This is a genomic window from Microbacterium hydrocarbonoxydans (assembly GCF_011752045.1).
Lineage (GTDB): Bacteria > Actinomycetota > Actinomycetes > Actinomycetales > Microbacteriaceae > Microbacterium.
This window is the reverse complement of record NZ_JAAKXW010000003.1, coordinates 281,437-305,188: the sequence shown is the minus strand read 5'-3', so window position 1 is coordinate 305,188 and position 23,752 is coordinate 281,437. Positions and strand designations below refer to the sequence as shown.

General features: G+C 69.6%; 25 protein-coding genes. 13 read left to right on the top strand and 12 right to left on the bottom strand.

The genetic code is table 11. From position 1 onward, the window contains the following. The first annotated feature begins 104 nt into the window (after positions 1–104). The 4 genes from G6G98_RS12445 to G6G98_RS12430 are packed head-to-tail and all read left to right on the top strand — an operon-like array spanning position 105 to position 3,646. Positions 105–1,217, top strand: a complete 1,113-nt coding sequence (locus tag G6G98_RS12445) for an LLM class flavin-dependent oxidoreductase (protein ID WP_164234133.1) — start codon at positions 105–107, stop codon at positions 1,215–1,217. A gap of 35 nt (positions 1,218–1,252) precedes the next feature. Then, entirely contained in the window at positions 1,253–2,335 is a 1,083-nt protein-coding gene (locus G6G98_RS12440; protein ID WP_164234134.1) for an LLM class flavin-dependent oxidoreductase, read from the top strand. Positions 2,336–2,349: 14 nt separating this feature from the next. After that, the gene (locus tag G6G98_RS12435) at positions 2,350–3,018 is read left to right on the top strand and encodes an NADPH-dependent F420 reductase (protein WP_164234135.1); all 669 of its coding nucleotides are present in this window, start codon (positions 2,350–2,352) and stop codon (positions 3,016–3,018) included. 46 nt (positions 3,019–3,064) lie between these two features. Next, on the top strand, positions 3,065–3,646 hold the full coding sequence (locus tag G6G98_RS12430) for an NADPH-dependent FMN reductase (protein ID WP_164234136.1): 582 nt from the start codon (positions 3,065–3,067) through the stop codon (positions 3,644–3,646). 289 nt (positions 3,647–3,935) lie between these two features. On the opposite strand, the gene G6G98_RS17070 is transcribed toward G6G98_RS12430, so the two are convergent. The 5 genes from G6G98_RS17070 to G6G98_RS12400 all read right to left on the bottom strand — a co-directional run bounded on the left by G6G98_RS17070 (position 3,936) and on the right by G6G98_RS12400 (position 7,753). Next, on the bottom strand, positions 3,936–5,207 hold the full coding sequence (locus tag G6G98_RS17070; protein ID WP_208321486.1) for an alpha/beta fold hydrolase: 1,272 nt from the start codon (positions 5,205–5,207) through the stop codon (positions 3,936–3,938). 107 nt (positions 5,208–5,314) lie between these two features. Continuing rightward, complete coding sequence (locus G6G98_RS12415) at positions 5,315–6,547, bottom strand: RNA polymerase sigma factor (RefSeq protein ID WP_164234137.1); 1,233 nt, start codon at positions 6,545–6,547, stop codon at positions 5,315–5,317. Continuing rightward, a complete protein-coding gene (locus G6G98_RS12410) occupies positions 6,544–6,912 on the bottom strand; it encodes a YciI family protein (protein WP_164234138.1) in 369 nt (122 codons plus the stop codon). Before G6G98_RS12410 ends, G6G98_RS12415 begins: the two co-directional genes overlap by 4 nt. Positions 6,913–6,986: 74 nt before the next feature. Then, a complete protein-coding gene (locus tag G6G98_RS12405; RefSeq protein ID WP_164234139.1) occupies positions 6,987–7,391 on the bottom strand; it encodes a PIN domain nuclease in 405 nt (134 codons plus the stop codon). Continuing rightward, a complete protein-coding gene (locus G6G98_RS12400) occupies positions 7,388–7,753 on the bottom strand; it encodes a type II toxin-antitoxin system VapB family antitoxin (RefSeq protein ID WP_164234140.1) in 366 nt (121 codons plus the stop codon). The genes G6G98_RS12405 and G6G98_RS12400 overlap by 4 nt, the downstream gene beginning before the upstream one ends. Before the next feature lie 384 nt (positions 7,754–8,137). On the opposite strand from G6G98_RS12400, the gene G6G98_RS12395 reads away from it, so the two are divergent. Next, on the top strand, positions 8,138–8,515 hold the full coding sequence (locus G6G98_RS12395; RefSeq protein ID WP_067356463.1) for an ArsR/SmtB family transcription factor: 378 nt from the start codon (positions 8,138–8,140) through the stop codon (positions 8,513–8,515). A gap of 1 nt (position 8,516) precedes the next feature. Beyond that, positions 8,517–9,497 carry an SRPBCC family protein gene (locus G6G98_RS12390; RefSeq protein ID WP_067356459.1) on the top strand — a complete coding sequence of 327 codons (981 nt, stop codon included), beginning with the start codon at positions 8,517–8,519 and terminating at the stop codon, positions 9,495–9,497. Between the two features lie 179 nt (positions 9,498–9,676). On the opposite strand, the gene G6G98_RS12385 is transcribed toward G6G98_RS12390, so the two are convergent. Further along, a complete protein-coding gene (locus G6G98_RS12385) occupies positions 9,677–10,591 on the bottom strand; it encodes an SGNH/GDSL hydrolase family protein (protein ID WP_067356454.1) in 915 nt (304 codons plus the stop codon). 122 nt (positions 10,592–10,713) lie between these two features. Continuing rightward, positions 10,714–11,271 carry a TetR/AcrR family transcriptional regulator gene (locus G6G98_RS12380; protein ID WP_164234141.1) on the bottom strand — a complete coding sequence of 186 codons (558 nt, stop codon included), beginning with the start codon at positions 11,269–11,271 and terminating at the stop codon, positions 10,714–10,716. A 37-nt stretch (positions 11,272–11,308) separates the two neighbouring features. Between G6G98_RS12380 and G6G98_RS12375 the strand changes: the two genes are divergently transcribed. Next, entirely contained in the window at positions 11,309–12,493 is a 1,185-nt protein-coding gene (locus G6G98_RS12375; protein ID WP_164234142.1) for an FAD-dependent oxidoreductase, read from the top strand. A 33-nt stretch (positions 12,494–12,526) separates the two neighbouring features. Here G6G98_RS12375 and G6G98_RS12370 read toward each other — a convergent pair whose 3' ends face one another. The 4 genes from G6G98_RS12370 to G6G98_RS12355 all read right to left on the bottom strand — a co-directional run bounded on the left by G6G98_RS12370 (position 12,527) and on the right by G6G98_RS12355 (position 15,186). Next, positions 12,527–13,429, bottom strand: a complete 903-nt coding sequence (locus G6G98_RS12370) for a ribonuclease H family protein (RefSeq protein ID WP_164234143.1) — start codon at positions 13,427–13,429, stop codon at positions 12,527–12,529. Between the two features lie 118 nt (positions 13,430–13,547). Then, the gene (locus G6G98_RS12365) at positions 13,548–13,784 is read right to left on the bottom strand and encodes a hypothetical protein (protein ID WP_164234144.1); all 237 of its coding nucleotides are present in this window, start codon (positions 13,782–13,784) and stop codon (positions 13,548–13,550) included. Between the two features lie 27 nt (positions 13,785–13,811). Beyond that, entirely contained in the window at positions 13,812–14,147 is a 336-nt protein-coding gene (locus G6G98_RS12360; protein ID WP_067356437.1) for a protealysin inhibitor emfourin, read from the bottom strand. After that, complete coding sequence (locus G6G98_RS12355) at positions 14,122–15,186, bottom strand: M4 family metallopeptidase (RefSeq protein ID WP_067356433.1); 1,065 nt, start codon at positions 15,184–15,186, stop codon at positions 14,122–14,124. Before G6G98_RS12355 ends, G6G98_RS12360 begins: the two co-directional genes overlap by 26 nt. 110 nt (positions 15,187–15,296) lie before the next feature. Between G6G98_RS12355 and G6G98_RS12350 the strand changes: the two genes are divergently transcribed. Both G6G98_RS12350 and G6G98_RS12345 read left to right on the top strand, forming a co-directional pair. Continuing rightward, positions 15,297–16,505 carry a hypothetical protein gene (locus tag G6G98_RS12350; protein ID WP_164234145.1) on the top strand — a complete coding sequence of 403 codons (1,209 nt, stop codon included), beginning with the start codon at positions 15,297–15,299 and terminating at the stop codon, positions 16,503–16,505. Between the two features lie 40 nt (positions 16,506–16,545). Continuing rightward, the gene (locus tag G6G98_RS12345; protein ID WP_164234146.1) at positions 16,546–17,754 is read left to right on the top strand and encodes a hypothetical protein; all 1,209 of its coding nucleotides are present in this window, start codon (positions 16,546–16,548) and stop codon (positions 17,752–17,754) included. A 251-nt stretch (positions 17,755–18,005) separates the two neighbouring features. Here the strand turns inward: G6G98_RS12345 and G6G98_RS12340 are convergent, their stop codons facing one another. After that, the gene (locus tag G6G98_RS12340) at positions 18,006–18,443 is read right to left on the bottom strand and encodes a hypothetical protein (RefSeq protein WP_067356423.1); all 438 of its coding nucleotides are present in this window, start codon (positions 18,441–18,443) and stop codon (positions 18,006–18,008) included. A 193-nt stretch (positions 18,444–18,636) separates the two neighbouring features. On the opposite strand from G6G98_RS12340, the gene G6G98_RS12335 reads away from it, so the two are divergent. From G6G98_RS12335 to G6G98_RS12320, 4 genes are read left to right on the top strand one after another with little or no spacing between them, the layout of a single operon-like run. Beyond that, positions 18,637–19,974, top strand: coding sequence for an ABC transporter substrate-binding protein (locus G6G98_RS12335; protein ID WP_164234147.1), 1,338 nt, complete (start codon positions 18,637–18,639; stop codon positions 19,972–19,974). Next, the gene (locus tag G6G98_RS12330) at positions 19,974–20,945 is read left to right on the top strand and encodes a carbohydrate ABC transporter permease (protein ID WP_084788439.1); all 972 of its coding nucleotides are present in this window, start codon (positions 19,974–19,976) and stop codon (positions 20,943–20,945) included. Before G6G98_RS12335 ends, G6G98_RS12330 begins: the two co-directional genes overlap by 1 nt. Continuing rightward, positions 20,942–21,886 (top strand): carbohydrate ABC transporter permease, encoded by a 945-nt coding sequence (locus G6G98_RS12325; RefSeq protein WP_208321485.1) that lies wholly within the window; start codon positions 20,942–20,944, stop codon positions 21,884–21,886. The genes G6G98_RS12330 and G6G98_RS12325 overlap by 4 nt, the downstream gene beginning before the upstream one ends. Beyond that, positions 21,883–23,649 carry an amylo-alpha-1,6-glucosidase gene (locus G6G98_RS12320; protein ID WP_164234148.1) on the top strand — a complete coding sequence of 589 codons (1,767 nt, stop codon included), beginning with the start codon at positions 21,883–21,885 and terminating at the stop codon, positions 23,647–23,649. The genes G6G98_RS12325 and G6G98_RS12320 overlap by 4 nt, the downstream gene beginning before the upstream one ends. The last annotated feature ends 103 nt before the right edge of the window (positions 23,650–23,752 follow it).

The following is a 23,752-nucleotide window of genomic DNA, read 5'->3' as shown; positions in this document are numbered from 1 at the left end:
CTCATGGTCCATTTTCGCTCCCGGGAATTGATACATCAATGCTAGCGTTCATAGGTAATTGACACGTCAATCCGGAGGGACCGGTGACGGGAGGGGCCGCGATCATGTCGAAGTCGTCGCACGAACTGGAGCTGGGGCTGAACTCGTTCGGAGACATCGCCACCGATCATGGACGGGTGTTCTCGGATTCCGAGACGCTGCGACTGCTCATCGACGAGGCGCAGCTGGCCGAATCCGTCGGCCTCGACGTCTTCAGCATCGGCGAACACTACCGCGAGGACATGGTCGACTCCGCGACCCCGGTGATCCTCGCCGCCGCGGCGCAGGCGACCTCGACGATCCGTCTGGGCACTTCGGTGACCGTGCTCTCGACGCAGGATCCGGTGCGGCTGTACCAGCAGTTCGCGACGGTTGACGGACTCTCCGGCGGTCGTGCCCAGCTCGTGCTGGGGAGAGCCTCGGCGATCGAGTCGTTCCCGCTCTTCGGCTACGACATCGCCGATTATGAGGAGATCTTCGAGGAGAAGCTGGACCTGTTCTTGCGATTGATGCGCGAGGATCGGGTCACCTGGTCTGGCAGGTACCGCGCACCGCTCGACAATGCGCGCCTGCGCCCGCGGATGCCGGAAGGCGGCATCCCCGCCTGGATCGGCATCGGCGGCAGCCCCGATTCGGTCGTCAGGGCGGCCAGGCACGGAATGCCGTTGATGATGGCCATCATCGGCGGGCGGCCGCAGCGCTTCGCCGGACATGTGGAGCTGTATCTGCGCGCACTGGCGCAATTCGGTCATCCGGAGCTCCCTGTCGGTCAGCACTCGCTGGGCTTCGTGGCGGACACCGACGACGAGGCGAAGAACGTGCACTGGAAGCACTGGCAGCCGGTCGTCGAAGCCGTGAGCAAGGAGCGCGGCTTCTACCCGCCCACCGCGGAGCGCTACGCCGAGGAGGTCGACACCGGCGCGCTCTACGTCGGGTCACCCGAGACCGTCGCGCAGAAGATCGCCGGCATCGTGCGGACCAATCATCTGGCCCGCTTCGACCTGAAGTACGACGTGCTGCACCTTCCCCGCCAGGCGCGGGAGAAGAGCATCCGCCTGTTCGGTGAGCGCGTCGCACCGCGCGTGCGGGAACTGCTCGCCGAGGACCCCGGCGACTGGTACCTGACCGGGCGCGACACCGCAGAGATCGTCAAGGGCGGCAAGGCCGCCCACGCCTGAACACCGCACGTGAGAACGGACCGAGGAGCACCTTGATGAACGACCGCACCGAAATCGAATTCGGCATCGACACCTTCGGCGACCTGCCGCGCGACGACCACGGCGCCGTGATGTCCTATGGGCAGGCGATCCGGGCCACCGTCGATGAGGCGGTGCTGGCCGACGACGTGGGCATCGACGCCATCGCGAACGGCGAGCACCATCGCCCCGAGTTCGCGATCTCCACGCCCGAAACCGTGCTGGCCGGGATCGCCACAGCCACCGAGCGCATCCGACTCGGCTCCGGCGTGACCGTGCTGTCGTCAGATGACCCGGTGCGGGTCTTCCAGCGGTTCGCCACGGTGGACGCCCTCTCATCGGGCCGCGCGGAGGTGATCCTCGGTCGCGGATCGTTCACCGAGTCGTTCCCGCTGTTCGGCTACGACCTGGCCGACTACGACCTGCTGTTCGAGGAGAAGATCGACCTCTTCCACGCGCTGCTCGACGAGAAGCCGGTCACCTGGGAGGGCACGACTCGCGCTCCGCTGGTGAACGCCGACGTCTTCCCCAAGACGGATGCCGGCGGGCTGCGCACCTGGGTCGGCGTCGGCGGCACCCCGCAGTCGGTGCTGCGCACTGCGCACTATGGATTCCGGCTCATGCTGGCGATCATCGGCGGCGCCCCGACGCGCTTCGCTCCGTACGTGGATCTGTATCGCAGGGCGACGGCGCAGCTGGGCACGTCCGCGTACCCGGTCGGCATGCACTCTCCGGGGTTCATCGCCGAGACCGACGACGAGGCGAAGGAGCTCTTCTACCCCGGCTATAAGGTGATCCGCGATCGCATCGGCGCGTTGCGCGGCTGGCCGCCACTGCAGCGCGGCGAGTTCGAGGCGGACGTCGAGTACGGATCGCTCTACGTCGGCTCCCCCGAGACCGTCGGCAGGAGGATGGCCGACGCGATCCGCGCGCTGGATGTCGGGCGCTTCGATCTCATCTACTCCGCCGGCGGTGCGATGTCGGCGAGCGCGCGGCTGCGCGCTGTCGAGCTCTACGGCACCAGGGTCATCCCCATGGTCCGCGAACTGCTCGCCGAGACCCCCGAGAAGACCATGACCGGCGCATCGTTCCGGCGCTGAGGAAGGAGACCACCGTGAACACCGTCACCATCGGCATCCTGGGCGCCGGGAAGGTCGGCACCGTCCTCGCCCGCCTCGCCATCGCGGCGGGGCACCGGGTGCTGATCGCCGGCTCGGGAGAGCCGGAGCGGATCGCCCTGACGATCGATGTGCTCGCACCGGGCGCGACCGCCGTCCGGGCGGAGGAGGCGGCGCGCGACGCCGACATCGTGATCCTGGCGCTCCCCTTGGGCAAGTACCGCCGTCTCCCTGCGGCGGAGCTGCAGGGCAAGCTCGTCATCGACGCCATGAACTACTGGTGGGAGACCGACGGCATCCGCGACGACCTGAACGACCCGCGCACCTCGACGAGCGAAGTCGTGCAGGAGTTCCTCGCAGGGGCCCGGGTGGTGAAAGCCCTGAACCACATGGGGTATCACGATCTCGAGGAGGAAGCCCGTCCCGCCGGCGTCGCCGGCCGCAAGGCGATCGCGATCGCCGGCGACCGAGACGCCGACCTCGCGCAGGTCTCGGCGTTCGTCGACCGGCTCGGCTTCGATCCCGTGCTCGCAGGTTCCCTCGCCGACGGGGTGGTGCTGCAGCCAGGACATCCGGCGTTCGGGGCCGATCTGCCCGCCGACGGACTGAGGGCGGTGATCTCACCCGCAGCGTCCGATCGCATGCTTCCCCTCACATTCCATTGATCCCTGTTCCTCACCGCTGATCCAAGTGACGAAAGAAAGAAACGACATGACCAAGATCGCCATCATCCTCGGCAGCACCCGCCCCGGCCGCAACGGCAAGCAGGTCGCGGACTGGGTTCTGCAACAGGCCTCGCAACGCGACGACGCAGAGTTCGAGCTCGTCGACCTCGCCGACTTCCCGCTGCCGCACCTCGACGAACCGATGCCGCCGTCGACGGGCCAGTATCAGAACGACCACACCCGCGCGTGGTCCGAGAAGATCGCCGAGTTCGACGGGTACGTCTTCGTCACCCCGGAGTACAACCATTCCACCTCCGGCGTGCTCAAGAACGCGATCGACTACCTGCATGCCGAGTGGAACAACAAGGCCGCGGCCTTCGTCGGATACGGTGGCGTCGGCGGCGCCCGCGCGATCGAACACCTGCGGCTGGTGCTCGCCGAGCTCCAGGTGGCCACCGTGCGCCAGACGCTGACGCTCTCGCTCATGACCGAGTTCGAGAACTTCCGCACCTTCGCCCCCGGCGACTACCAGGTCGGCTTCCTGAACACCCTCTTCGACCAGGTCATCGCCTGGTCTGAAGCGCTCGAGTCAGTCCGCAACCCCGAGTTCGCGAGCATGACAGCCTGACCGGTTGCGAACCTGAAAGGACGCGGAAGTAGCCAGACGACTTCACTGACCCTCATCGCCTTGCCGGGGACAGCCTCCTGAGCCAGTGTGTTGTGCGCCTCCGGGAGGGTCGCAGTTTCTCATACCGAGCGTCGATCGCGACCTTCGCCGGAAGGCGGTGGACCACGGCGTGCGCGACTCTTCGAACGATGCACACACGCAGCGAACCGTTGCGGTTGCGCGCGGCCGGACATACCGGCGAAGCGCCGGTCGAGAAGCAGGTTCCCGGCCGGCGCTTCGCCTGACCCCTTCAACGTCGGGTCATTGTGGAGTCGTAGCCTCCTCCGCCGGGGTAGACCCAGGCGCCGTCCATGACGCGGTCGCCGTCTCGGAACTCTCCGCGGAAGTACGCGGGGCTGCCCTTCGGCCCGCCCCAGATCGTGAGGGTGTCGCCGTCGAGCTCGTAGGTGTAGTCGAGGGTGTTGCCGAGCGAGTCGTAAAAACGCGACACGATGTCGGCGCCTGCGGGTTCCCCGAACGGATGCAGATGCCCGATGACCTCGAGGCCGGTGATCTGCTCTCCGAACTGCTGGAGCTCGACGTGCTGCAGGAGGAAGTGGCGGCCGGGCATCCATTCGTACCGGACGACCCCCTCGGCTCCGCCGGTGACCGTCCATTCACCGATCAGCCGCTCGAGCGCGGCCATGCCGGGGCTGGGCGCCGGATTCTCGGATGCTTCGTCGACGCCGGTCGACGAGTCCCCTCGCGCGTCGAGCAGAGCCTCTCGAAGTTGAGCGGCCACCGGACCCGGCGCCATCCAGAACGCGGAATGATCCTGTCCCTCGAGGGTCAGCACGGTGACGTGGGGCAGGAGGGCGGCGAGGGCCTCGGCCCCTGCGCGGATGAACGTTTCCCCCTCGCTGCCGACCGCCACGGTGACGGGAGCGTCGATCTGCCACCGGTCGGCAGGCAGCGGGCGGCCGTCCTGGAGGCCCTGCATGATCCGGCCGTCATAGGCGTAGGTGTGCGCGTATCGGGTCATCTCCTGCCAGGACGGGTCATCCTTCATCATCGGGATGTACTCGGCGGGGACGCCGATCATCTCTGTCATGAAGTACTCGACGGCGTCATCACGACGTCCTGCGGCGAGGAGTTCCTCCTGGTGCTTCACGTAGTCCGCCGGAGCGGGTGCGCGGGAGTCGTCGACGATGAAAGGCGGCTCGTAGAGGTAGAGTCCGGCGATCCTGTCACCGAGAGCGGATGCGGCGTCGAGGGCGAGACCGCATCCGCCGGATCCGCTGGTGAGGTAGACGGGCGCGCCGACCGCCTCGATGAGCGCGGCGACGTCGTCGACCTCGCGCGCCGGCTCGTACGGCTGCGGGTCGCCGCTGGCGCCGCGTCCGCGGCGGTCGTACGAGACTACGGTGAAGTCCGCGGCGAGGGCCTCGACGAGGCCGGCGACGCCGGTGCGATCCTCGGCGACGTTGCTGATGACAATGATCACCGGTCCTTCGCCGGTCCTCTCGTAGGCGATGGGAGTGCCGTCGGCGGAGATGACCGTGGCGTTCTGCTGGTCGTTCATGGTGTGTTCCTCTGTGTCAGCGCCGCCCATCGGGCAGCTTTCACAGACACATCGGAACCGGCGACGCGTTCTTGACATGTGCGGCGAAAGAATCCCGGCGGAGTTCGTCAGCCGTGAGCGCGCCCCTGGAGATACCGAGCCTCGACATCGTTCTCCGTGAGGTCCGCAGCGGCGAGGAAGTCGGCGCGCGCCTCGGCACGGCTTCCCGACCGATCCCGCAGGTGCGCGCGGATCGCATGCGCGCGCTGCGTCGTCAGCGGATGTTCCAGCAGGCCATGATCGCGATCCAATCGGTCGAGCAGCTCCAGCGCGGTCGCATCGCCGAACGCATGAGCGACGGCGACGACGCGGGCGAGCATGACCGGGCCGCTCGGCTCAAGCTGCTCCAGGGCGAGATAGAGCGCGGCGATCTGCCGCCAGTCCGTGCGGTCGGCGGTCGGCGCTTCGTCATGAAGGGCGGCGATCGCCGCCTGCAGCCGGTAGGGCCCCACGGGACTCTGCGCCCACGCGGACCCGATGAGCGCAGACCCCTCCGCGATCATGCCGGCATCCCAGAGCCGGCGATCCTGTTCCGCGAGCGGCACGAGCTCTCCGCGGGCGTCGGTCCGGGCCGCGCGCCGGGCGTCCGTGAGCAACAGGAGCGCAAGCAGGCCGGCGGGCTCAGGCTCGCCCGATGTCTGATCGTGCAGCAGCCGGGCGAGCCGGATGGCTTCCGCGGACAGATCCGTGCGGGTGAGCCGCTCCCCGGACGAGGCGGTATACCCCTCGTTGAAGACGAGATAGAGCACTTTCATGACGGAGGCGATGCGCGCGGTGAGATCCTCGGAGACGGCGAACTCGAAGCGTGCACCGGTCGCCTTCAGCTGACGCTTCGCTCTGCTGATCCGCACCGCCATCGTCTGTTCCGTGACACCGTAGGCGCGGGCGATCTCCGCGGTGGTGAGGCCGCCCGCGGCGCGGAGCGTGAGGGCGACCTGCGAGGCGGTCGACAGCACGGGATGGCAGCACAGCAGCAGCAGGTGCAGGCTGTCGTCGGCGTCCAGCGATGCGGTCTCTCCGATGAGTCTCGGGTCGGCGAGCGTGTACTCGTGCTCACGTCGTCGCTCCGCCTGCTCGGAGCGGATCGCGTCGACCATGCGGCGATATCCGACACGGATCAGCCACGATCGCGGCTCGGCAGGGATGCCGTCATCGCGCCACTGCGTGCTCGCGGCCAGCAGCGCTTCCTGAGCGGCGTCCTCGGCGGCGTCGAAGCGACCGAAACGGCGCGTGAGCGCACCCACGACATGCGGCGCCTCTGCACGCAGCACCCGCTCGATCGGCTCCAGTGGAGAGGTCAAGCGAAGTCGTCGCCCATGATCGGCCGGATCTCCATCGGCTCGCCGAGGACGGCGACCATCTGCGCCACGATCTCTTTGGCGCGGTCGAGGCTCGACACATCGAGCACCGCGAAGGAGGCGAGCACCTCCTTCAACTCCGCGAACGGCCCGTCGGTGACGACGATCTCCCCGTCGCGCCTGCTCACCGTGGTCGACATGACCGGGTGTCCCAGCCCCTCAGCACTGACGAACTCTCCGGTGGCACGCAACTCCGCCTCGAACTTCTGATACTCGGCGAACGCCGCCAGGGCGTCCTCCGATGGCGCGTCGGGGTCGGTGCCATCCCACGCGTCGGCCGGGGTATACCCGAGAATGAGAAACTTCATCACGCCTCCGTTCGTGTGCGATCGTAACCAGCCTCACCAGAACTGGGAAGGCGCTTCGCTCCCGACGGCGTCGATCAGATGGCGACGTACTCCTGGCGGACCCGCCCCGCGGTTGCGAGTTCGATGTATCCGAAGTCGTGGTCGGAGTTGAGGATCACGGCGTCGTTGGCCACGGCGTACGCAGCAATGAGACAGTCGAACGCTGCCGCCGCGCGCATGAGCCCCTTGTCCCAGAGCGCCTGCTGGATGTCTAGGGCGTCTTGTTCAGTGGGGTGCTCCCAGGCCGGAAGCAGCTCATCCATGTCCTCGCGGAGCTCGGCATACTCTGCGGCGTTGCGCGCGGAGTGGCAGTACTCGAGCACCTGCGGCGGGCAGGTGATGATGAGGTGGTTGGGCGAAAGAGCTCTCAGCCGGTCGGCGATCGCCGTGCTCCTGCCCGCTTTCTGCCAGATGCTGTTGTCGACGAGGTACGTGGTCACCGGGTCGAGCTCTTACGACGCGCCGCCGTCGTGACCTGTCCAGTGCGCGACTCACGAACAACGGTCTTGCCCTGGACAGAGCTCTTCTTCTTCGCGACCGTGCCCTTCGCCTGCCCGCCGCTCTTTCCACGGGGACCGCTGTTGCGGGGTTCTGCGCTCTCAGCCGGCTGAACCGTGGGCGCATCGATCTGGGAATCCTCGAAGCGGCGTCCGATGATGCGATCAACTGCAGCCGGCTGTCGGCGCACAGCGATGAGTGTGCGCAAGGCAAGGTCCACGGTCTCGCGGTTGGAGGTGGTGCCGGCGAGCTTCTTGGCCTGCTTCAGCTCGTCCGGGTCGATGTCGATGGATGTGACGGCCACGGATCCTCCTTCGGCGTCGAAAGTCTTGTATAGACCATTGTATAAGCATGCAGCGGTCGTGACGGGGCGCGGAGAGGAAGTCGAGGTTCCGCGTCGCGAATCGGCCAAGACCCAGCCCTGCTTTGACCGCGCTTCCACGCGCAAGCGCGTGTGCCGGTCGGGCGATGCTCATATACGAGGAGAATCGGCCTTCCGAAAGGTTCCGCGATGCAAATCCTTCCGGGCGTGTCGGTGGCGACAGGGCCGAAGTGGTCGGGGAGTTGGTGACACGAGGCCACTTCCAAACCGTTGCCGGTGTCACCTAAGGCTGCCAAGCGTCACGTCACCGCACTCCCGACAAGTACCTCTTGACACGGCATCCGCTCGGGCATAACGTACAACCAAATGGTTGCACAACGAGAACTGAGCGAAGCGGAGGTCGACCGTGTGTTCCACGCACTGGCGACGGCGACCCGGCGTGACATCCTGCGCCGGACGATCGAGCGGGAGCAGTCCGTCTCGACCCTCGCCTCCGAATACGAGATGTCGTTCGCAGCGGTGCAGAAGCACGTGGCCGTGCTCGAAGCCGCGAACCTCATCATCAAGCGCGCCGAGGGACGCGAGCGGCTCGTCCGCGCGAACCCCGAGATGATCGCCCGCGCCAGGGCGCTCCTCGCCCGATACGAAGAGCTGTGGCGGTCGCGCATCGCCCGCCTCGACGACCTGCTGGCAGAGCCGGCATCCACCCAGCAGCACGACGAACCGAAGGAACAAGGAGACTGACATGCCTGTCACCGACGTCATCACCGACCCCGAGAACCTGACCATGACGGTCATCGCCGACTTCGCGGCACCCGTCGAGCGCGTCTGGTCGGCCTACAGCGACCCGCGCCAGCTCGAGCGGTTCTGGGGCCCTCCCGGGTGGCCGGCCACCTTCACCGCCTGGGACCACACGGTCGGCGGCCGAGCGCAGTACTCCATGAGCGGTCCGCGGGGCGAGCGCTCCTCGGGCTCGTGGGAGTTCCTCGCGATCGAGGCACCGCACCGCTTCGAGGTCATCGACTCCTTCGCCGATGAGGACGGCACACCGCTCGAGGGCTTCCCCGCCACCCGGATGACGTTCGACTTCGAGCCGACCGCCGACGGCAGCCGGATGGTCTCGAAGAGCTATTTCCCTTCGGTCGAGGCGCTCGAGCAGCTCGTCGGCATGGGCATGGTCGAGGGCCTGAAGATGGCGATGGCCCAGCTGGACGTCGTGTTGCAGGACCTCCGCGAGTTCGCGCAGGGCAAGGGCACTCAGGTCGAGCTGCTCGACGACACCCACGTGCGCATCACGCGCCTCGTCGACGGTCCGCGCGACCTGGTCTGGCGCGCCTACAACGAGGAGGAGCTGATGCGGCAGTGGATGCTCGGGCCTGACGGATGGGAGATGACCGAGTGCGTCATCGCCACCGAGCCGGGCCAGCAGCACCGCACCTCGTGGGCGCCCGTGGGCGACACCGAAGGCGAGCCGTTCGGCTTCGAGGGCGAGGTGCTCCTCGTTGACGCCCCGCGTCGCGCGGTGACCACCGAGCGGATGATCGGCACCGACGGCCCGGAGACCCTCAACGACCTCAACCTCTACGAGGAGGACGGTGCGACCCTCGTCACGCTGCTCATCGAGTACCCGGACAAGGAGACGCGCGACATGATCCTCGCCACCGGCATGGCCGAGGGCATGGAGGCGTCGTACGCCCGCCTGGAGAGCACGCTGCTCAAGGTCTGAGCGTTCACCACTCCGCAGAGACCGGCCGGTTCCTTCGGGAATCGGCCGGTTTCCGCCGTGTCGGGCAGATCCTTGAGGAGTCATGAACGGGGTTCCGAGCGCGGTGCGCGGCACGGCGCCTCGGGCGCGGCAGCGGACGGAAGGGTGCCGAGTCGGCTGACCGTGGCCCCGGCGTCCGCTCACCAGGCGAGCTTGATCTGCCCAGAGTAGGCGACGTAGCCGCTGGCGTTCGGGTGGAAGCCGGCGGAGGTGTTGAGCCAGCTCCAGTCGTTGATCCACGGGCTCGCGCTGCCGATGCCGTGGCCGGTGAACGCGCCCTCGACGTCGACGAACACCGCTCCGGCCGACTGCGCACCGGCGCGGATCGCCGCGTTCAGCGCGGTCGTGCTGGTGTTCACCTGCTGCGCGTACGCCCGCGTGACGGTCGGCTCGAACAGACGCGGATACCCGGTCACGATGATCTTCGCGTTCGGCGCCTTCGCCCTGATCGCGTTCACCGCCGCGGCGATGCGGTTCGTGACGGTGCCGTCCTGCACCATCGCGTCGCCGGCGGCGATCGCCTGGCTGCAGGCCGAGTTGTTCACGATGATGAAGCAGTTCTGCATGACTGCGCCGAAGCCGACGTCGTTGCCGCCCGCGGTCAGCGTGACCCGGCTGGCCGTCGCCGGCACCTGCGGCACTTGGACCGAGACGACCTCGAGCGTGGAGCTGCCGGAACAGGCGGGACGTGAGACGAGATCGATCTTCCGGTCGGCGTCGATGAGTGCGGGGTACCCCTTCGAGCTCACATAGCAGGTCGTGTTCAGGTAGCTGCCGGCGCCCTGGCCGGCTGCGAAGGAGTCGCCGAGTGCGGCGTAGGCCACGTTCGCGGGCTTGCCGCCGCCACCGCCGCCGTTCCCTCCGGGTGCGGCGTAGGCGGGAGCGGCGCCGACGGCGAGGCCGGCGGCGACGAGGAAGAGGGCGAGAAGACGGATGGCCCGACGGGCGGGAGCGGGTGCGGCGGAAGCCGTGTCGATCCGGTGGCGGATCGTGCGGGGGGCGTGGTCAGTCGCGTAGCGAAGGGCGCGGCCGTCTCGGGTTGATCTGGCGCTCATGGAGCACACACTAGACCTGTAGTCCAGGGGTCACAAGAAGCGTGATGGGGCGGCATCCCGTGGTCTGTATGATCGGACGTCTGCACGCGATCGCCCCGATCCGGGGCGCCGGATGCCGCCGCTCACCGCAGCATGCCGAGGAGCAGCCGGCCCGCCTCCTCGCGCGTCAGCACGGTGAACATCGGCAGGGCGATCACATACCGGCCGAAGAGGAATCCGATGATCGCAGTCGCCATGCGACGCGCCTGATCGCGGCCCACGTCCCGCACGAGCGGCTGGAACACCGAGTGCTGCAGGTACTCGGCGATGGACGCTCCCGACGCGTCGCCGGATGCCAGGCGGCGGGCGAACTCGGCCAGCCGCGGTCCGTGCTCCGGATGCTCCCAGACGCCGATGATGCCGTGCGCGAGCCGCGCCAGGTCGAGCCGGCCGTCGCGATCGCGCGACAGGGCGATCACGTCGTGCGGCGCCGCCCTCAGGCTGACGGCCGCTGCGACCAGCGCCTCCCTGGAGCCGAAATGATAATTGACCAGGGTGTGACTGACGCCCACCTCTGCAGCGAGCTCCCTCGAGGAGATCGTGGCCAGGTCGCCGCGGTCGAAGTGCTCCTGCGCGGCATCCAGCAGGCGCTGTCGCGCCGTCGACCCGCCGCGCGGTCGCCCTCGTCTCTTATTGACCACACTCGCATCCTGGGGCCGGGCCGGGCACGCTCGAGGCATGGACACGCGAATCGAGACCGATGTGGTGATCGCCGGCGGGGGTCCTGCCGGTCTGATGCTCGGCCTGCTGCTGGCCCGCCGGGGCCTGGACGTGGCGGTCCTCGAGAAGCACGCGGACTTCCTGCGCGACTTCCGGGGCGACACGATCCATCCGTCGACGCAGGAGCTGCTCGGAGAACTCGGACTGCTCGATGAGTTCCTCGCACGCCCGCACGCGGACATGCCGCGGATCACTCTGAGCTGGCACGGCACCGTGCTGACCATGGCCGACTTCCGCCGGCTCCCCACCCGGCGCAAGGTGATGAGCTTCATGCCGCAGTGGGACTTCCTCGACATGCTCGCCGACGCCGCCGCGCGCTACGACGGCTTCCGCCTCCTGCGCTCCACCAGGGTCGACGACGTGATCCGCGAGAGCGGGCGCATCGTCGGCGTCACGGCCACGGGACCCGAGGGCCGGGCCGAGATCCGCGCGCGCCTCGTGGTCGACGCCTCCGGGCGCGACTCGACCCTGCGAGGGGGAGCCGGCCTCGCCCCGGTCGGCGTGGCCGCGGCGATGGACGTGCTGTGGTTCCGGCTGCCGAAGCAGGCGGGTGAAACGCATCCGTTCGTCCAGGCCGGAGCGGGGATGATCATCGCCATCGACCGCGACGACTTCTTCCAGATCGCGCACGTCATCCCCGCGGGAAGCTGGACGGGCACGCCCGACGACCTGGCGCGGATGAAGCAGCGACTCCTCCGCATCTCGCCGCGGATCGGCGCCGCCGCGGCCGACGTGCAGCTCGACGGCGTGCACCTCCTGCGCGTGCGCCTGGAGCGGCTGCGCCGCTGGTACGTCGACGGGATGCTCTGCATCGGCGACGCCGCGCATGCCATGTCACCGGCGGGCGGCGTCGGCATCAACCTCGCCATCCAGGACGCCGTCGCCACGGCGCGCATCCTCGGTCCGGTGCTGCGGAAACGGAATCCGCGACCCGCCGACCTGCGCCGGGTGCAGCGGCGGCGGATGTGGCCGGTCGTCGTGACTCAGGCGGTGCAGCGCGCCATGCAGCGTCCGCTGCTGGCGACGAGCCCCTCGGATGCGCCGCTGCCGAGGCCGCTGCGGACGATGCGGCGCCACCCGGCACTCGCGCACCTCACCGGCCGCTTCGTCGGGCTCGGCGCCCGGCCGGAGCACCTCGTCTGAGGGTCTGCTCTCCGGGGTGCCTCGGGGCGCCTCTCAGATCAGGCGCCGCAGCGCCTCCTCGAGCGTGACGCCCTGCGCCTGGGCGCGGTCGGCGAGGCGGGCGTGCTCCTCGCCGCTGAGCGTGATCCGCAGCTCGATCGGGTCGTCGGCGGGCTCGTCGTCGAGACCCTCGAACAGGTCGGATGCCTCGGCCCAGAGCGGCTCGGCGAGAGACGCCGCGGCTGCAGGGGAGGGGGCGGATGCCGCGGCCGCAGCCACCGCGGAGTCGCGGTCGGCCTCCGCGCGGGCCTCGGCGTCGTCGATCCAGGAATCGTCCTCGGCGGGGTCGAGCCAGGCGTCATCCGCGCCCGTCGCGACCGCGGCGAAACCGGCTCCGGCCGTGCCCGCTCCTGCCGAGCTCGCGCCGGGCGAACCGCTTCCCGCTCCTGCTGCGACCGCTGCCGAACCCGCGACTGCGGCGCCGGCATCCGTCGCCCGGGTGAACCCGGGACCGCGGCGCGGCTCCTGCTTCTGCTTGTACGCGGTCGCCGCGGCGTTCGCACGCTCGTCGGCGGCCTCGTTCAGGGGGTGACCGGCGTGGCCCTTCACCCAGGAGAACTCGACCTGCCGGCCGCGCATCGCCTCGTCGATGCCCTCGAGCAGCTCGCGGTTGAGCACCGGGGCGCCGTCGGCCTTGCGCCAGCCCCTGCGCTTCCAGCCCGGCATCCACTTCGTCACAGAGTCGATCACGTACTTGCTGTCGCACTCGATGAGCAGCTTCTCGTCGGTGCCGGCGGTCGCCCTGAGGAGCTCGAGCACGGCCTGCAGCTCGCCCTGGTTGTTCGTGCCGTGCGGGGATCCGCCCGCCGCCCAGTTCGCGTCGTCGATGTACCAGGCCCACCCGTTCGGGCCGGGGTTGCCCAGGGCGGAGCCGTCTGCGGCGGCGGTGATCGTCATCCCTCCACCGTAGCCCGGGCCGGCGACAGCATCCGTCGCCGGGGGCCCGTTCGAATCGCGCGAATGGCGGTGAGAACCGTGGCGAAGGGGTCATTCAGGCGATTCGAGCGCCGGGGACTCAGTCCTCGGGCAGCTCCGGCTCCCCGGTCTCGATGACCACGGCCGCGGGCGGCGGCGGAGCGACCGGGAACGCGATCGACTCGACGATGCCGTCACCGAAGCCGAAGCCGAGGCTCAGTGGATCGACGGCGGGCGCGGCGTCGAGCACCTCGGCGGCGCCGTGCTCCCGCGGTTCCGAGGGCAGGCCCGCCCACTGCTTCTCTTCTTCCTCGGGGCGCTGCTGGAATAGTCCCATGGCTCCATTGTGCGCCGGGCCGGCGGCTCAGGCGCCGTCCTCCGAGGCGGCCGCGCGCACCGCGTCGACGAGTTCGCGCCACGGGCCGTCGAGGGCGTTGTCCGGCAGCTCCTGCTCGCGACGCTCAGACGGCGTGCGCACGCGGATGCTCCACACGAAGCGGTCGGCGCCGGTCGTGTCCGGCGTCTGCGCGTCCCACGGGCAGCTCTCGATCAGCGAGATCCACTGTCCCGCCTCCTCGGGGCCGGGCTCGACCCGCCATCGTCGACGGATGCCGGCGATGCCGCCCGTGCGCACCACCGCGATGACGACGCGCGCCGCGTTGCGGGCGGGGCGATCACTCTGAGGAGGGGACTCGCTCATCCTCATAGACTCCCACGGTCGTCCACGCGCGTCGAGCGCTTGCCGCCGTGCGCTCGCCGAGAGCGGATGCCGCCGCCACCGTCGCATCCGCGAACTGCGTGAACGTGGCGGTGCTCGAGAGTCCGCCGGTCAGTGCGCGGTACCAGACGGTGCCCGCCGTCTCCCAGGCGTTGCCGCCGAGCTCGGTCGCGAAGAGCGCGAAGGCGCGGTTCGGGATGCCGGAGTTGATGTGCACCCCGCCGTTGTCCTCCGTGGTGCGGACGAAGTCGCGCATGTGCGCCGGCTGCGGGTCCTTGCCGAGCTCGTCGTCGTCATAGGCGGTGCCCGGCTCGATCATCGACCGGAGCGCCTTGCCCTGCACGGCATCCGTGAAGATCTCGGCGCCGATCAGCCAGCTGGCCCCGGCGGCCGACTGCCCGAGCAGGTGCTGCTCGGTGAGAGCGCCGAGCACGTCGGCGATCGATTCGTTGAGGGCTCCTGGCTGGCCCTGGTACTCCAGCCCTGCGGTGTGCTGCACCACGCCGTGCGCGAGTTCGTGGCCGATGACCGTGGTCGACCCGGTGAAGCCGCGGAACACCTCGCCGTCCCCGTCGCCGAATACCATGCGCTCGCCGTCCCAGAAGGCGTTGTCGTAGTCGACGCCGTAGTGCACCGTGGCGTCGAGGGGCGCGCCCGCGTCGTCGAGGGAGTTGCGGCCGAACGACGACAGGAGCATCTCGAAGGTCGCGCCGAGACCGTCGAAGGCCTCGTTCACCGCGGCATCCGCCACCGGCCCGTCGTCCTCGCTGCGCACGACGACGCCGGGGAGCTTCTGGGTGTTGCCGGCGTCGCTGATGGTGCGGTTCGGCGCGTCCGACACCGAGGCGACGAGGTCGCCGTTCTCGTCGATGGAGAGGTCGAGGCGGGCCCGGAACGGCGGGCGGCCTGCGGTCAGCGTCTGCCGTGCGGCGGCCGCGGCACCCGGGAACCGCCCGGACTCCGCGAGGCGCGCCAGCAGGTAGGAGGGGATGATTCCGTGGGATGCTGCGCGACTGCTCATGCCCCGACCCTACGCCGGGGGTGCGACGTTCGGGACCGGCGTGACCGTTCGGGACGGGAGACACGCGGCCAACTTGATAGTGAGAATCGTTATCAATAGAGTGGCGTCCTGTGACTCCCGCTCGAAGCCTCCGCCCCGCCCTGCTCCTCGTCGCGGCGCTGCTCGTGCCCCTCGTGCTCGCCGGCTGCGCGGCATCCGCCCACCCGCAGGCCACCTCGGACCCGGCCCCCGACGCGGTGACCCCCGACACGGTGACTCCTGAGGGCGCTGCCGGCGCCGCCGAGGTCGCCGAGCCCGCACGGGCGCTGGTCGTCGCCGACGCGCGGGGCGAGCTCACCCTCCTCGACCTCGCCACCGAGAAGCGCAGCATCATCGCCGAGGCGGGCGGCGAGTTCGCCGCTCTCGACGGCACCGGCCGGTTCCTTCTGCTCACCCGCGAGCGCGGTGGAGAGAGCACGGTCGACATCGTCGACGCGGGCCGCTGGACGCAGCCGCACGGCGACCACTCCCACTACTTCCTCGGTGCACCCCGCGATCTCGGAGCCGTCCAGGGCGCCGGGCGTGCGACGGTCGGCGTCGGCGCGGACGCCACCGTGATCCGCTTCGACGGCGACCCCGAGGTCGTCGTTCTCCCGCACGAGGAGCTCGCGAAGGCGGGGGCGCATGCCGCGACCCGCGTCGCCGCCGAGGCCGTCGGGCCCGTCGTGTCCGTCGCCGGGACCCTCGTCGCCGCGACGGCCGAGGGCATCGCGGTTCCCGCTCTCGCCGCGGTCCCGTGCGCCGCAGCGTCCGACGTCGACGCGACCCGCGTCGGCACAGTGTACGCCTGCGCCGAGGGCGCCGTGCTCGTGCGCCGCGAGGTGGGCGGAGCGGTCGGCGCCGAGAGCATCCCGTATCCGGAGGGGGCGCCGGCGGCGTCCGTGCTCGCAGGCCGCCCCGATCGTCCCGACCTCGCCGGGCCCGCCGGCGACCAGGCCGCCTGGCTGCTCGACGTCCGCGCGCGCACCTGGACCCTGCTGCCCTCGGACGTGCCGCTCGTCCGCGTCGCGGCCGTGGGCGACGACGCCTCGCGCACGGTCGTCGTCGACGCCGAAGGGCGGGTCCGCATCCTCGGGGCGGACGGCTCCGTGCTCGCACGCACCGATCCGCTCGTCGCCGAATCCGTCGCGGCCGAAGACCTGCAGCTGCTCGTCGACGGCGACCACGCCTACGTCGGCGACCCGTCGGCCGGCGCCGTGCACGAGATCGACCTCGACGGCGGATCCGTGACCCGCACCTTCACCGGCCTCCAGCCCCGAGCCCTCGAGCTCGTCGGCTGACCTCCTCCGAGAACAGCACCCAGAAGAAAGAGAGAACGACATGTTCCGACCTGCCCGAACCCGCCTCGCGGCCGGCGCGCTCGCCGCCGTCGCCGCGGTCACGCTCGCCGGCTGCGCGAGCGGCACCGCGCCCTCATCCGCCCCCGACACCGCAGGCGAACCCCCGGCCGAGAGCGGCACTCGGGTCGCGATCGCCTACGACGGCGGCGTCCTCGTGCTCGACGGCGAGACCCTCGAACCCGTCGGCGAGGCCGAGCTCGACGGCTACCTCCGCGTCAACAGCGCCGGCGATGACAGTGGCCACGTGTTCGTCACCGCCGACGGCGGCTTCCACCTCCTCGACACCGGCCTCGCCTCCGGGGAGGTCGCCTTCACGGGGGAGGTGTTCGACGCCGTGGCACCGGGGCACGTCACCCCGCACGCAGGACGCACCGCCCTCTTCGATGACGGCACCGGCGGCGTGCGGATCTTCGACACGGATGCCGTCGGCACCGGCGAGCTGCCGGAGTACGACGAGCTCGCCTCCGAGGAGGCGCATCACGGCGTCGCGATCGAGCTCTCCGACGGCACGGTGCTGTCGACCATCGGCACCGCCGAGTCGCGCTCGGGCGTCCGCCACCTCTCCGCCGACGGTACCGAGCTCGCACGGAGCGAGCAGTGCCCCGGCGTGCACGGCGAAGGCGCGCTGAAGGACGAGGTCGTCATGTTCGGCTGCGAGGACGGCGTGCTCCTCTTCTCCGGCGGCGCCTTCACCAAGCTCGACGCCCCCGACGAGTTCGGCCGCACCGGCAACGCCTACGTCACCGACACCAGCGCGATCGCCGTCGGCGACTACAGGACCGATCCGGATGCCGAGGGCTACCTGCTCTCCGCGCTCACCCTCATCGACACCGCCGCGCAGACGCTCGAGGTCGTCGACCTCCCCGAGGGCGTCGAGTACACCTGGCTCGGCGTCGGACGCGACTCCCACGACGGGATCGTCGTGCTGAGTGCGGACGGCTCGCTCTACACGCTCGAGGAGACCGGGGCCGTGCAGGACTCGTGGAGCGTCATCGAGCCGTGGGAGAGCCCGGAGGAGTGGCAGCAGCCGCACCCGGCCCTGCGGGTCGTCGGGGATCTCGCCTACGTCACGGAACCCGCGGTGAACAGCATCCACGCCGTCGATCTGCACACCGGCGAGGTCGTCGCCTCGCAGAAGCTCGACGTCGTGCCCGGCGAGTTCGTGGTGGTCGGCGCCGGCGCGCACTGAGGCTCCACGTCGAGGGCGGGTCCGGTTCGCCGGACCCGCCCTCCGCGCGTGCTCGGGAGCCTGCGGCGGGCTCGCGGTTCGGCGGACGCCGGAGCTGCGGCGGGCTCGCGGTTCGGGAGGAGGACGCAGGTTCGGGAGGAGGAATCCCCCGGAGACCTCCTCCCGAGCGCGCGTTCTCCTCCCGAGCGGATGCCGGTCGGGAGGAGCCCCTGAGCGGATGCCGGGTCCGGGGCCCCCGAGCGGATCCCGGGTCAGTCGTAGTCGACGCTGATCACGGTCGTGCGCAGGCCCTCGGACTCGTACCGCACCGGCATCCCGGGGTGCGCGAGCGAGAACCAGAAGACGCCGTCCTCGGTGTCGAAGCGCAGGCAGTTCACCTCGCCGAGCGGGATGCGCAGGACCTCGGTCGAGACCGAGGTCGTCTCCGCGTCGAATGCCGCGTGGCCCTGCAGCTCCGCCCAGGTCACCCGGTTCGAGGACACGTCGCCGGGGGTCTCCTCCGCCCAGCGGTCGAGCGTGGCGCCCTCGGCATCCACCTCTCGGAAGCGGTTGACGCGGAAAGCCACGGAGCCGTCGGCGGCATCCATGCGCATCCGGATCGTCTTGCCGGTGCCGGTGGCTTCGCGGATCTCGTCGGCCGTGAATGGCGTCGGCAGGAGTCCGGGGCCGAGGATGTGCGGGTCGGTCATGCCCCCATTGTGCTCGCACCGGATGCCGGTGGTCACGCCCGGGCGGCGGGACCCGCCGAAAAGCATCCGCGGTCGTCACGAGATGATCTCGAACCGCACGACCCCTTGACACTTCTGCGTTCTGTATACAGAATACGAGTACGCCCTGAGGCGTTTCCCGACACAGTCTTCCGATGATGAAAGAGGTAGCGAGATGGCACGCGCGAAGGTCACGCGGTATCTGGCAGTGGGGGCCGCCGGCGCCCTGGTCCTGGGACTCGCCGCGTGCAGCGGCGGTGGCGGTGGGGGAGCCGACGCCGACGGCAAGGCCACGGTCGTCTGGTCGACCTGGGGCAGCGCCGACGAGCTCAAGCGGTTCGACGCGTTCAACAAGGAGTTCATGGAGCGCCACCCCGACATCACGGTCAAGATGCAGCCGGTGGCCGGTTACGGCGACTACCACCCCAAGCTGCTCGCGCAGCTGGCGGCGAACAAGGCGCCGGACGTCTTCTACATCGGCGACGACCAGATCGGGCAGTTCATCGACTCGGGCCGTCTGATGCCGGTCAAGGAGCTCATGGAGTCGAAGGACAGCAAGACCGCTCCCGACGACTTCTTCCCCGGCCTGTTCGGCGCGGCCGAGAAGGACGGCGAGTACTACGGCGCCCCGAACGACTCCAACCCCGACGCGCTCTGGTACGACAAGGCGACGCTCAAGGCGGCCGGCATCACCGAGGACCCCGCGACCCTCGCCGAGAACGGCGAGTGGACGACGGAGAAGTTCCTCGAGATGAACGACAAGCTCGCTGCGGCCGGCATCGGCGGCACCATCTTCTGGAACTACTGGGCCACGCACTGGAGCTGGCTGTCCTCTCAGGGCGCCGACGCACCGTACGACGACTCCGGCGCGTTCGTCGCGAACGAGGACCCGGAATCGGTCGAGCTGATCCAGGAGTTCGGCGACCGCGTGCAGGACGGGCAGTTCATCGTCGCGGACACGCTCCCCGACGGCGCAGGCGCCGACAGCCAGTTCGTCACCGGCAAGGCGGGCTTCTTCATCCAGGGTCGCTACACGATCAGCACGGTCAGGGAGGCCGGCACCGCCGACGACGTCGACGTCGTGCGCTGGCCCACCCCCGACGGCGCGGAAGCGCCCACCGGCGTCGCCGTGTCGTACCTCGCGATCAACAACGCGACGAAGGTGAAGGATGCCGCGTTCACGTTCTGGAGCGAGTTCCTGAGCGCCGAGGGGCAGATCTCCCGTCTGTCCGGCGACGGCAACGCCGTTCCCTCGGTCGCCGGCGCCGACGAGGTCGTCCTCGAGGACGACTACCCCGCGCACGCGCAGACCCTGCTCGACATGCGCGACATCGGCTTCGTCGACTACGCCGCCGAGGCGAAGATCCCGAACCTGCCGACCGACATCGCCGAGATCTTCCTCAAGCTCTACGAGGGCAAGCAGGATGCCCAGGCCACCCTCGACGAGGGCAAGCAGGATGCCCAGGCCACCCTCGACGAGGTCGCCGAACTCGTGGCGGAGAAGTCTGAGTGATGACGACGTCCAGCATCGAAGGGGCGGTCGCCGCGGCGGCCGCCCCTTCGGGGGCGCTCCCCGACCCGCCCGTGCGCCGGGAGGCGGCCTGGCGGCGCCGTGATCGCCGCTGGGGCTGGCTGTTCGTCGGCCCGCAGCTCATCGGCATGGGCGTGTTCGTCGTCCTGCCGTTCTTCGCGAGCCTCATTCTCGCCTTCGCATCCTGGAACGGCCTCACGGCGCTCGAGTGGGTCGGGTTCGACAACTTCGCCGACCAGTTCCAGGACGAGCTGCTCTGGCGCTCCATCGCCAACACCCTCTTCATCGCCGTCGTCACGGTGCCGATCGGGCTCGGGCTGGCCGTGGTCATCGCGGTCGCCCTGGAGAAGCTGAAGACCCGCACCCTGTACCTCGTGCTCTTCTTCGCCCCCGTGATGACCTCGACGGTCGCCGTCGCGATGATCTGGCAGCAGATGTTCCGCGCCGACGGCGTCATGTCTGCGGCGATCGCGAAGGTCTTCGGCATCGCCCCGCCGGACTGGCTGGGCGACCCGAAGCTCGCCCTGATCGCCGTGTGCATCGTCACGATCTGGGCCTCGCTCGGCCTCAACGTCGTCATCTTCCTCGCCGGCCTGCAGAACATCTCCCCGGGGGTCATCGAGGCCGCCCGCATCGACGGCGCCGGCGCGTGGCGGATCTTCTGGAGCATCCGCCTGCCGCTGCTCTCGCCCATCCTCTTCTTCTCCAGTGTCGTGGCGTTCATCTCGTCGCTGCAGACCTTCGACACCGTCTACGTGCTCGTGCAGGATGCCGGACCCGACGACGCCACCCGCACGATCGTGTACCACATCTTCGATCTCGGCTTCCGCCGGTTCGAGTTCGGCCCGTCGAGCGCGGCATCCATCATCCTGCTCGTGATCACGCTGATCATCACCGCCATCCAGTTCGGCGCGCAGAAGAGGTTCGTGCACTACGAGGAGGACGTCGCGTGAGCGCTCCCGTCGTCCGTCTCACCGACGGCACCCAGCCGCCCGCCACCGGCTCGACCGTCGCGATCGTCGCCCCCGGCCGCGGTCAGCGCAACTCTCCCGTGCGCGATCGTGCGAAGCGCCGCCTCAACTCGACGGTGCTGCACGCGCTGCTGATCGTCGGCGCCATCGGGATGGTGTTCCCGTTCGTGTGGATGCTGCTGACGTCGTTCAAGACGCTGCCCCAGCTGCTCAAGGATCCGCTGTCCTTCATCCCCGATCCGTGGACCTTCGACAACTACACCGAGGCATGGACGGCGGTCCCCTTCGGTCAGGCGTATCTCAACAGCCTCTACATCGCGGTGCTGGTCGTGATCGGCACGCTCATCACCGCGTCGATGGCGGGCTACGCCTTCGCCCGCATCCCGTTCAAGGGCAGCAAGGTGATCTTCATCGTGTTCCTCGCGACGCAGATGATTCCCGCGCAGGTCACGCTGATCCCGTTCTACCTGCTGATGTCGCAGTTCGGCTGGATCGACTCCCACCTCGCACTCATCGTGCCGGGCCTGCTCGCCAACCCGTTCGCCGTGTTCCTGATGCGCCAGTTCGTGCTGTCACTGCCGAAGGAGCTCGAGGAGGCTGCGATCATCGACGGCGCCGGGCGCTGGCGCATCTTCTGGAGCGTCATCCTGCCGAACCTGAAGCCGGGCCTCGCCGCGCTCAGCATCATCGTCTCGCTCGGGGTGTGGAACGCGTTCCTGTTCCCGCTGGTGCTGCTGAACACGCCGGACCTCTTCACCGTGCCGCTGCTGCTGACCGCGTTCCAGGGCCAGTTCGGCTCCGTCAACTACGGTCTGGTGACGGCGGCGTCGGCGATCTCGACCGTTCCCATGCTGATCGTCTTCGTGATCGGTCAGCGCAGGATCCTGAACAGCATGGCCGCCTCGGGCCTCGGAGGACGATGACACTCGCTGCGCTTGCCGGAAAGCACCTCGACCTCCTCTCGGCGCCGTTCACGCTGCCGCGCTCGCGCGTGCTCGTGTTCCGCTCCCCGTCGGGAGACGGGGTGCGGGTGCACACCTCCGAGTATGAGAAGAGGCTCTCGGAATGCCGGGTGCTCGATTCGATCGTGGTGACGGATGCTTCGGGCGCGGTGCTGCCGGTCGCCGATGTGCTGCCCGGGCGGGTGCGGTTCGGCTCTCCCCGATCGTTGAGCGAGGAGGTTCCGACGTCCTACTCTCGGTCGTTGAGCGAGGGAGCGCCAGCGACCGAGACGAAACGCGGTGAGGTCTCGGATCCCGAGGCCACGCTCACCTTCGCGGATGCCGCCTCCCTGAGCCTCGGCGGCGCCCCCGGCACGCGAGTGCGCCTCGAGCGCCCGGACGGCAGCGTCGAGGAGCATCCGCTCGATGGCGGCATCCGCCTGCATGTCGCGGCCGACCGCAGCGTCACCGTCGTGCCGGGCGATCACGAGGAAGCCCTCGCCGCGACCGCCGAGATCTGGGACGACTGGTTCGCGAAGTGCCCGATCGTGCGCGACGACCTGCAGGAGATGACCGCGTTCTGCTGGTGGGTGCTCGGCGCGAACATCGTCGAGCTGCCGTCGCTCGGCGACGCCCGCGCGATCGTGCCGTCGAAGATCGGCTACGTCGGGCTCTGGCAGTGGGACGCCTACTTCATCGCCGTCGGACTGCGCCACGGCGACCCCGACCTCGCCCGCGAGCAACTGGACATCGCCTTCCGGTTCCCCTCGGCCGACGGGCAGCTGCCCGACGTCGTGCACGAGCTCGGCGTGCTCGCCACGAGCGAGGACCTGCCGCTCGGGGATCGTGAGAATCTGCGCCGGGCCGGCTCGCAGATCGCCGACCCGAGTGCGCCCGTGCCGCTGACGAAGCCGCCGCTCGCGGCCTGGGCACTGCGCAAGGTGCTCTCCGCCGGCGGGGGCGACCCGGAGTGGGTGCGCACGCAGCTGGCACGCGTGATCGCGTCGCAGGACTGGTGGTTCGCGGCATCCGACCTCGATCACGACGGGATGCCGGAGTACGGGCATCCGTACTCCTCGGGCCTCGACGACAGCCCGATCTTCGACGGACCGCTGCCCACCGCCGCCCCCGATCTCGGCGCCTACCTCGTGCGCCAGGACCTGGAGATCGCCGACCTGCTGGCCCGCTACGAGCCGGATGCCGACGTCACGCGGTTCCGGGAGCGCGCCGCTCGCACGCAGGAGCTGCTGCTGCGGATGTGGTCGGCGGAGGAGGAGCGGTTCCTCGCGTACGGCGGCGGGGCGATCCCCGGCGCCTCCACCGGCGCCGCCGGCAAGACGCTGCTCAGCGACACCGTCGTCGGGCTCATGCCGCTGCTGACGGGCACGCTGCCGGCGCCAGTCGCGGAGGCGCTGCGCGCCGCCGTCGACGACGCCTCGCGGTTCGCTCTGGAGTACGGGCTGCCGACCGTGGCGGCATCCGACCCCGACTTCTCTCCGGAGCGCATGTGGCGCGGGCCGATCTGGGTGAACACGAGCATGCTCGTCGCCGAGGGGCTCGAGGCCTCCGGCTGGCCGGAGCGGGCGCGCGAGCTCCGTGAGAAGACGGTCGCCCTGGTGATCCACGGCGGCGGGCCGCACGAGTACTTCAACCCCCGCACCGGCCTCAAGGCCGAGCGCGCCACCACCGCCTTCGGCTGGTCGGCCGCGCTGTTCATCGACCTGGCCGTGGGGTTGTCCGGCTGACCGCCTCCTCGTTCCCGTATGAGCTCCTGTCGCTGAAAGCGCAGAAACTCGACAGCAACTCATACGGGAGCGGCGGGGGCGACCTGCACCCACCTGATGTATT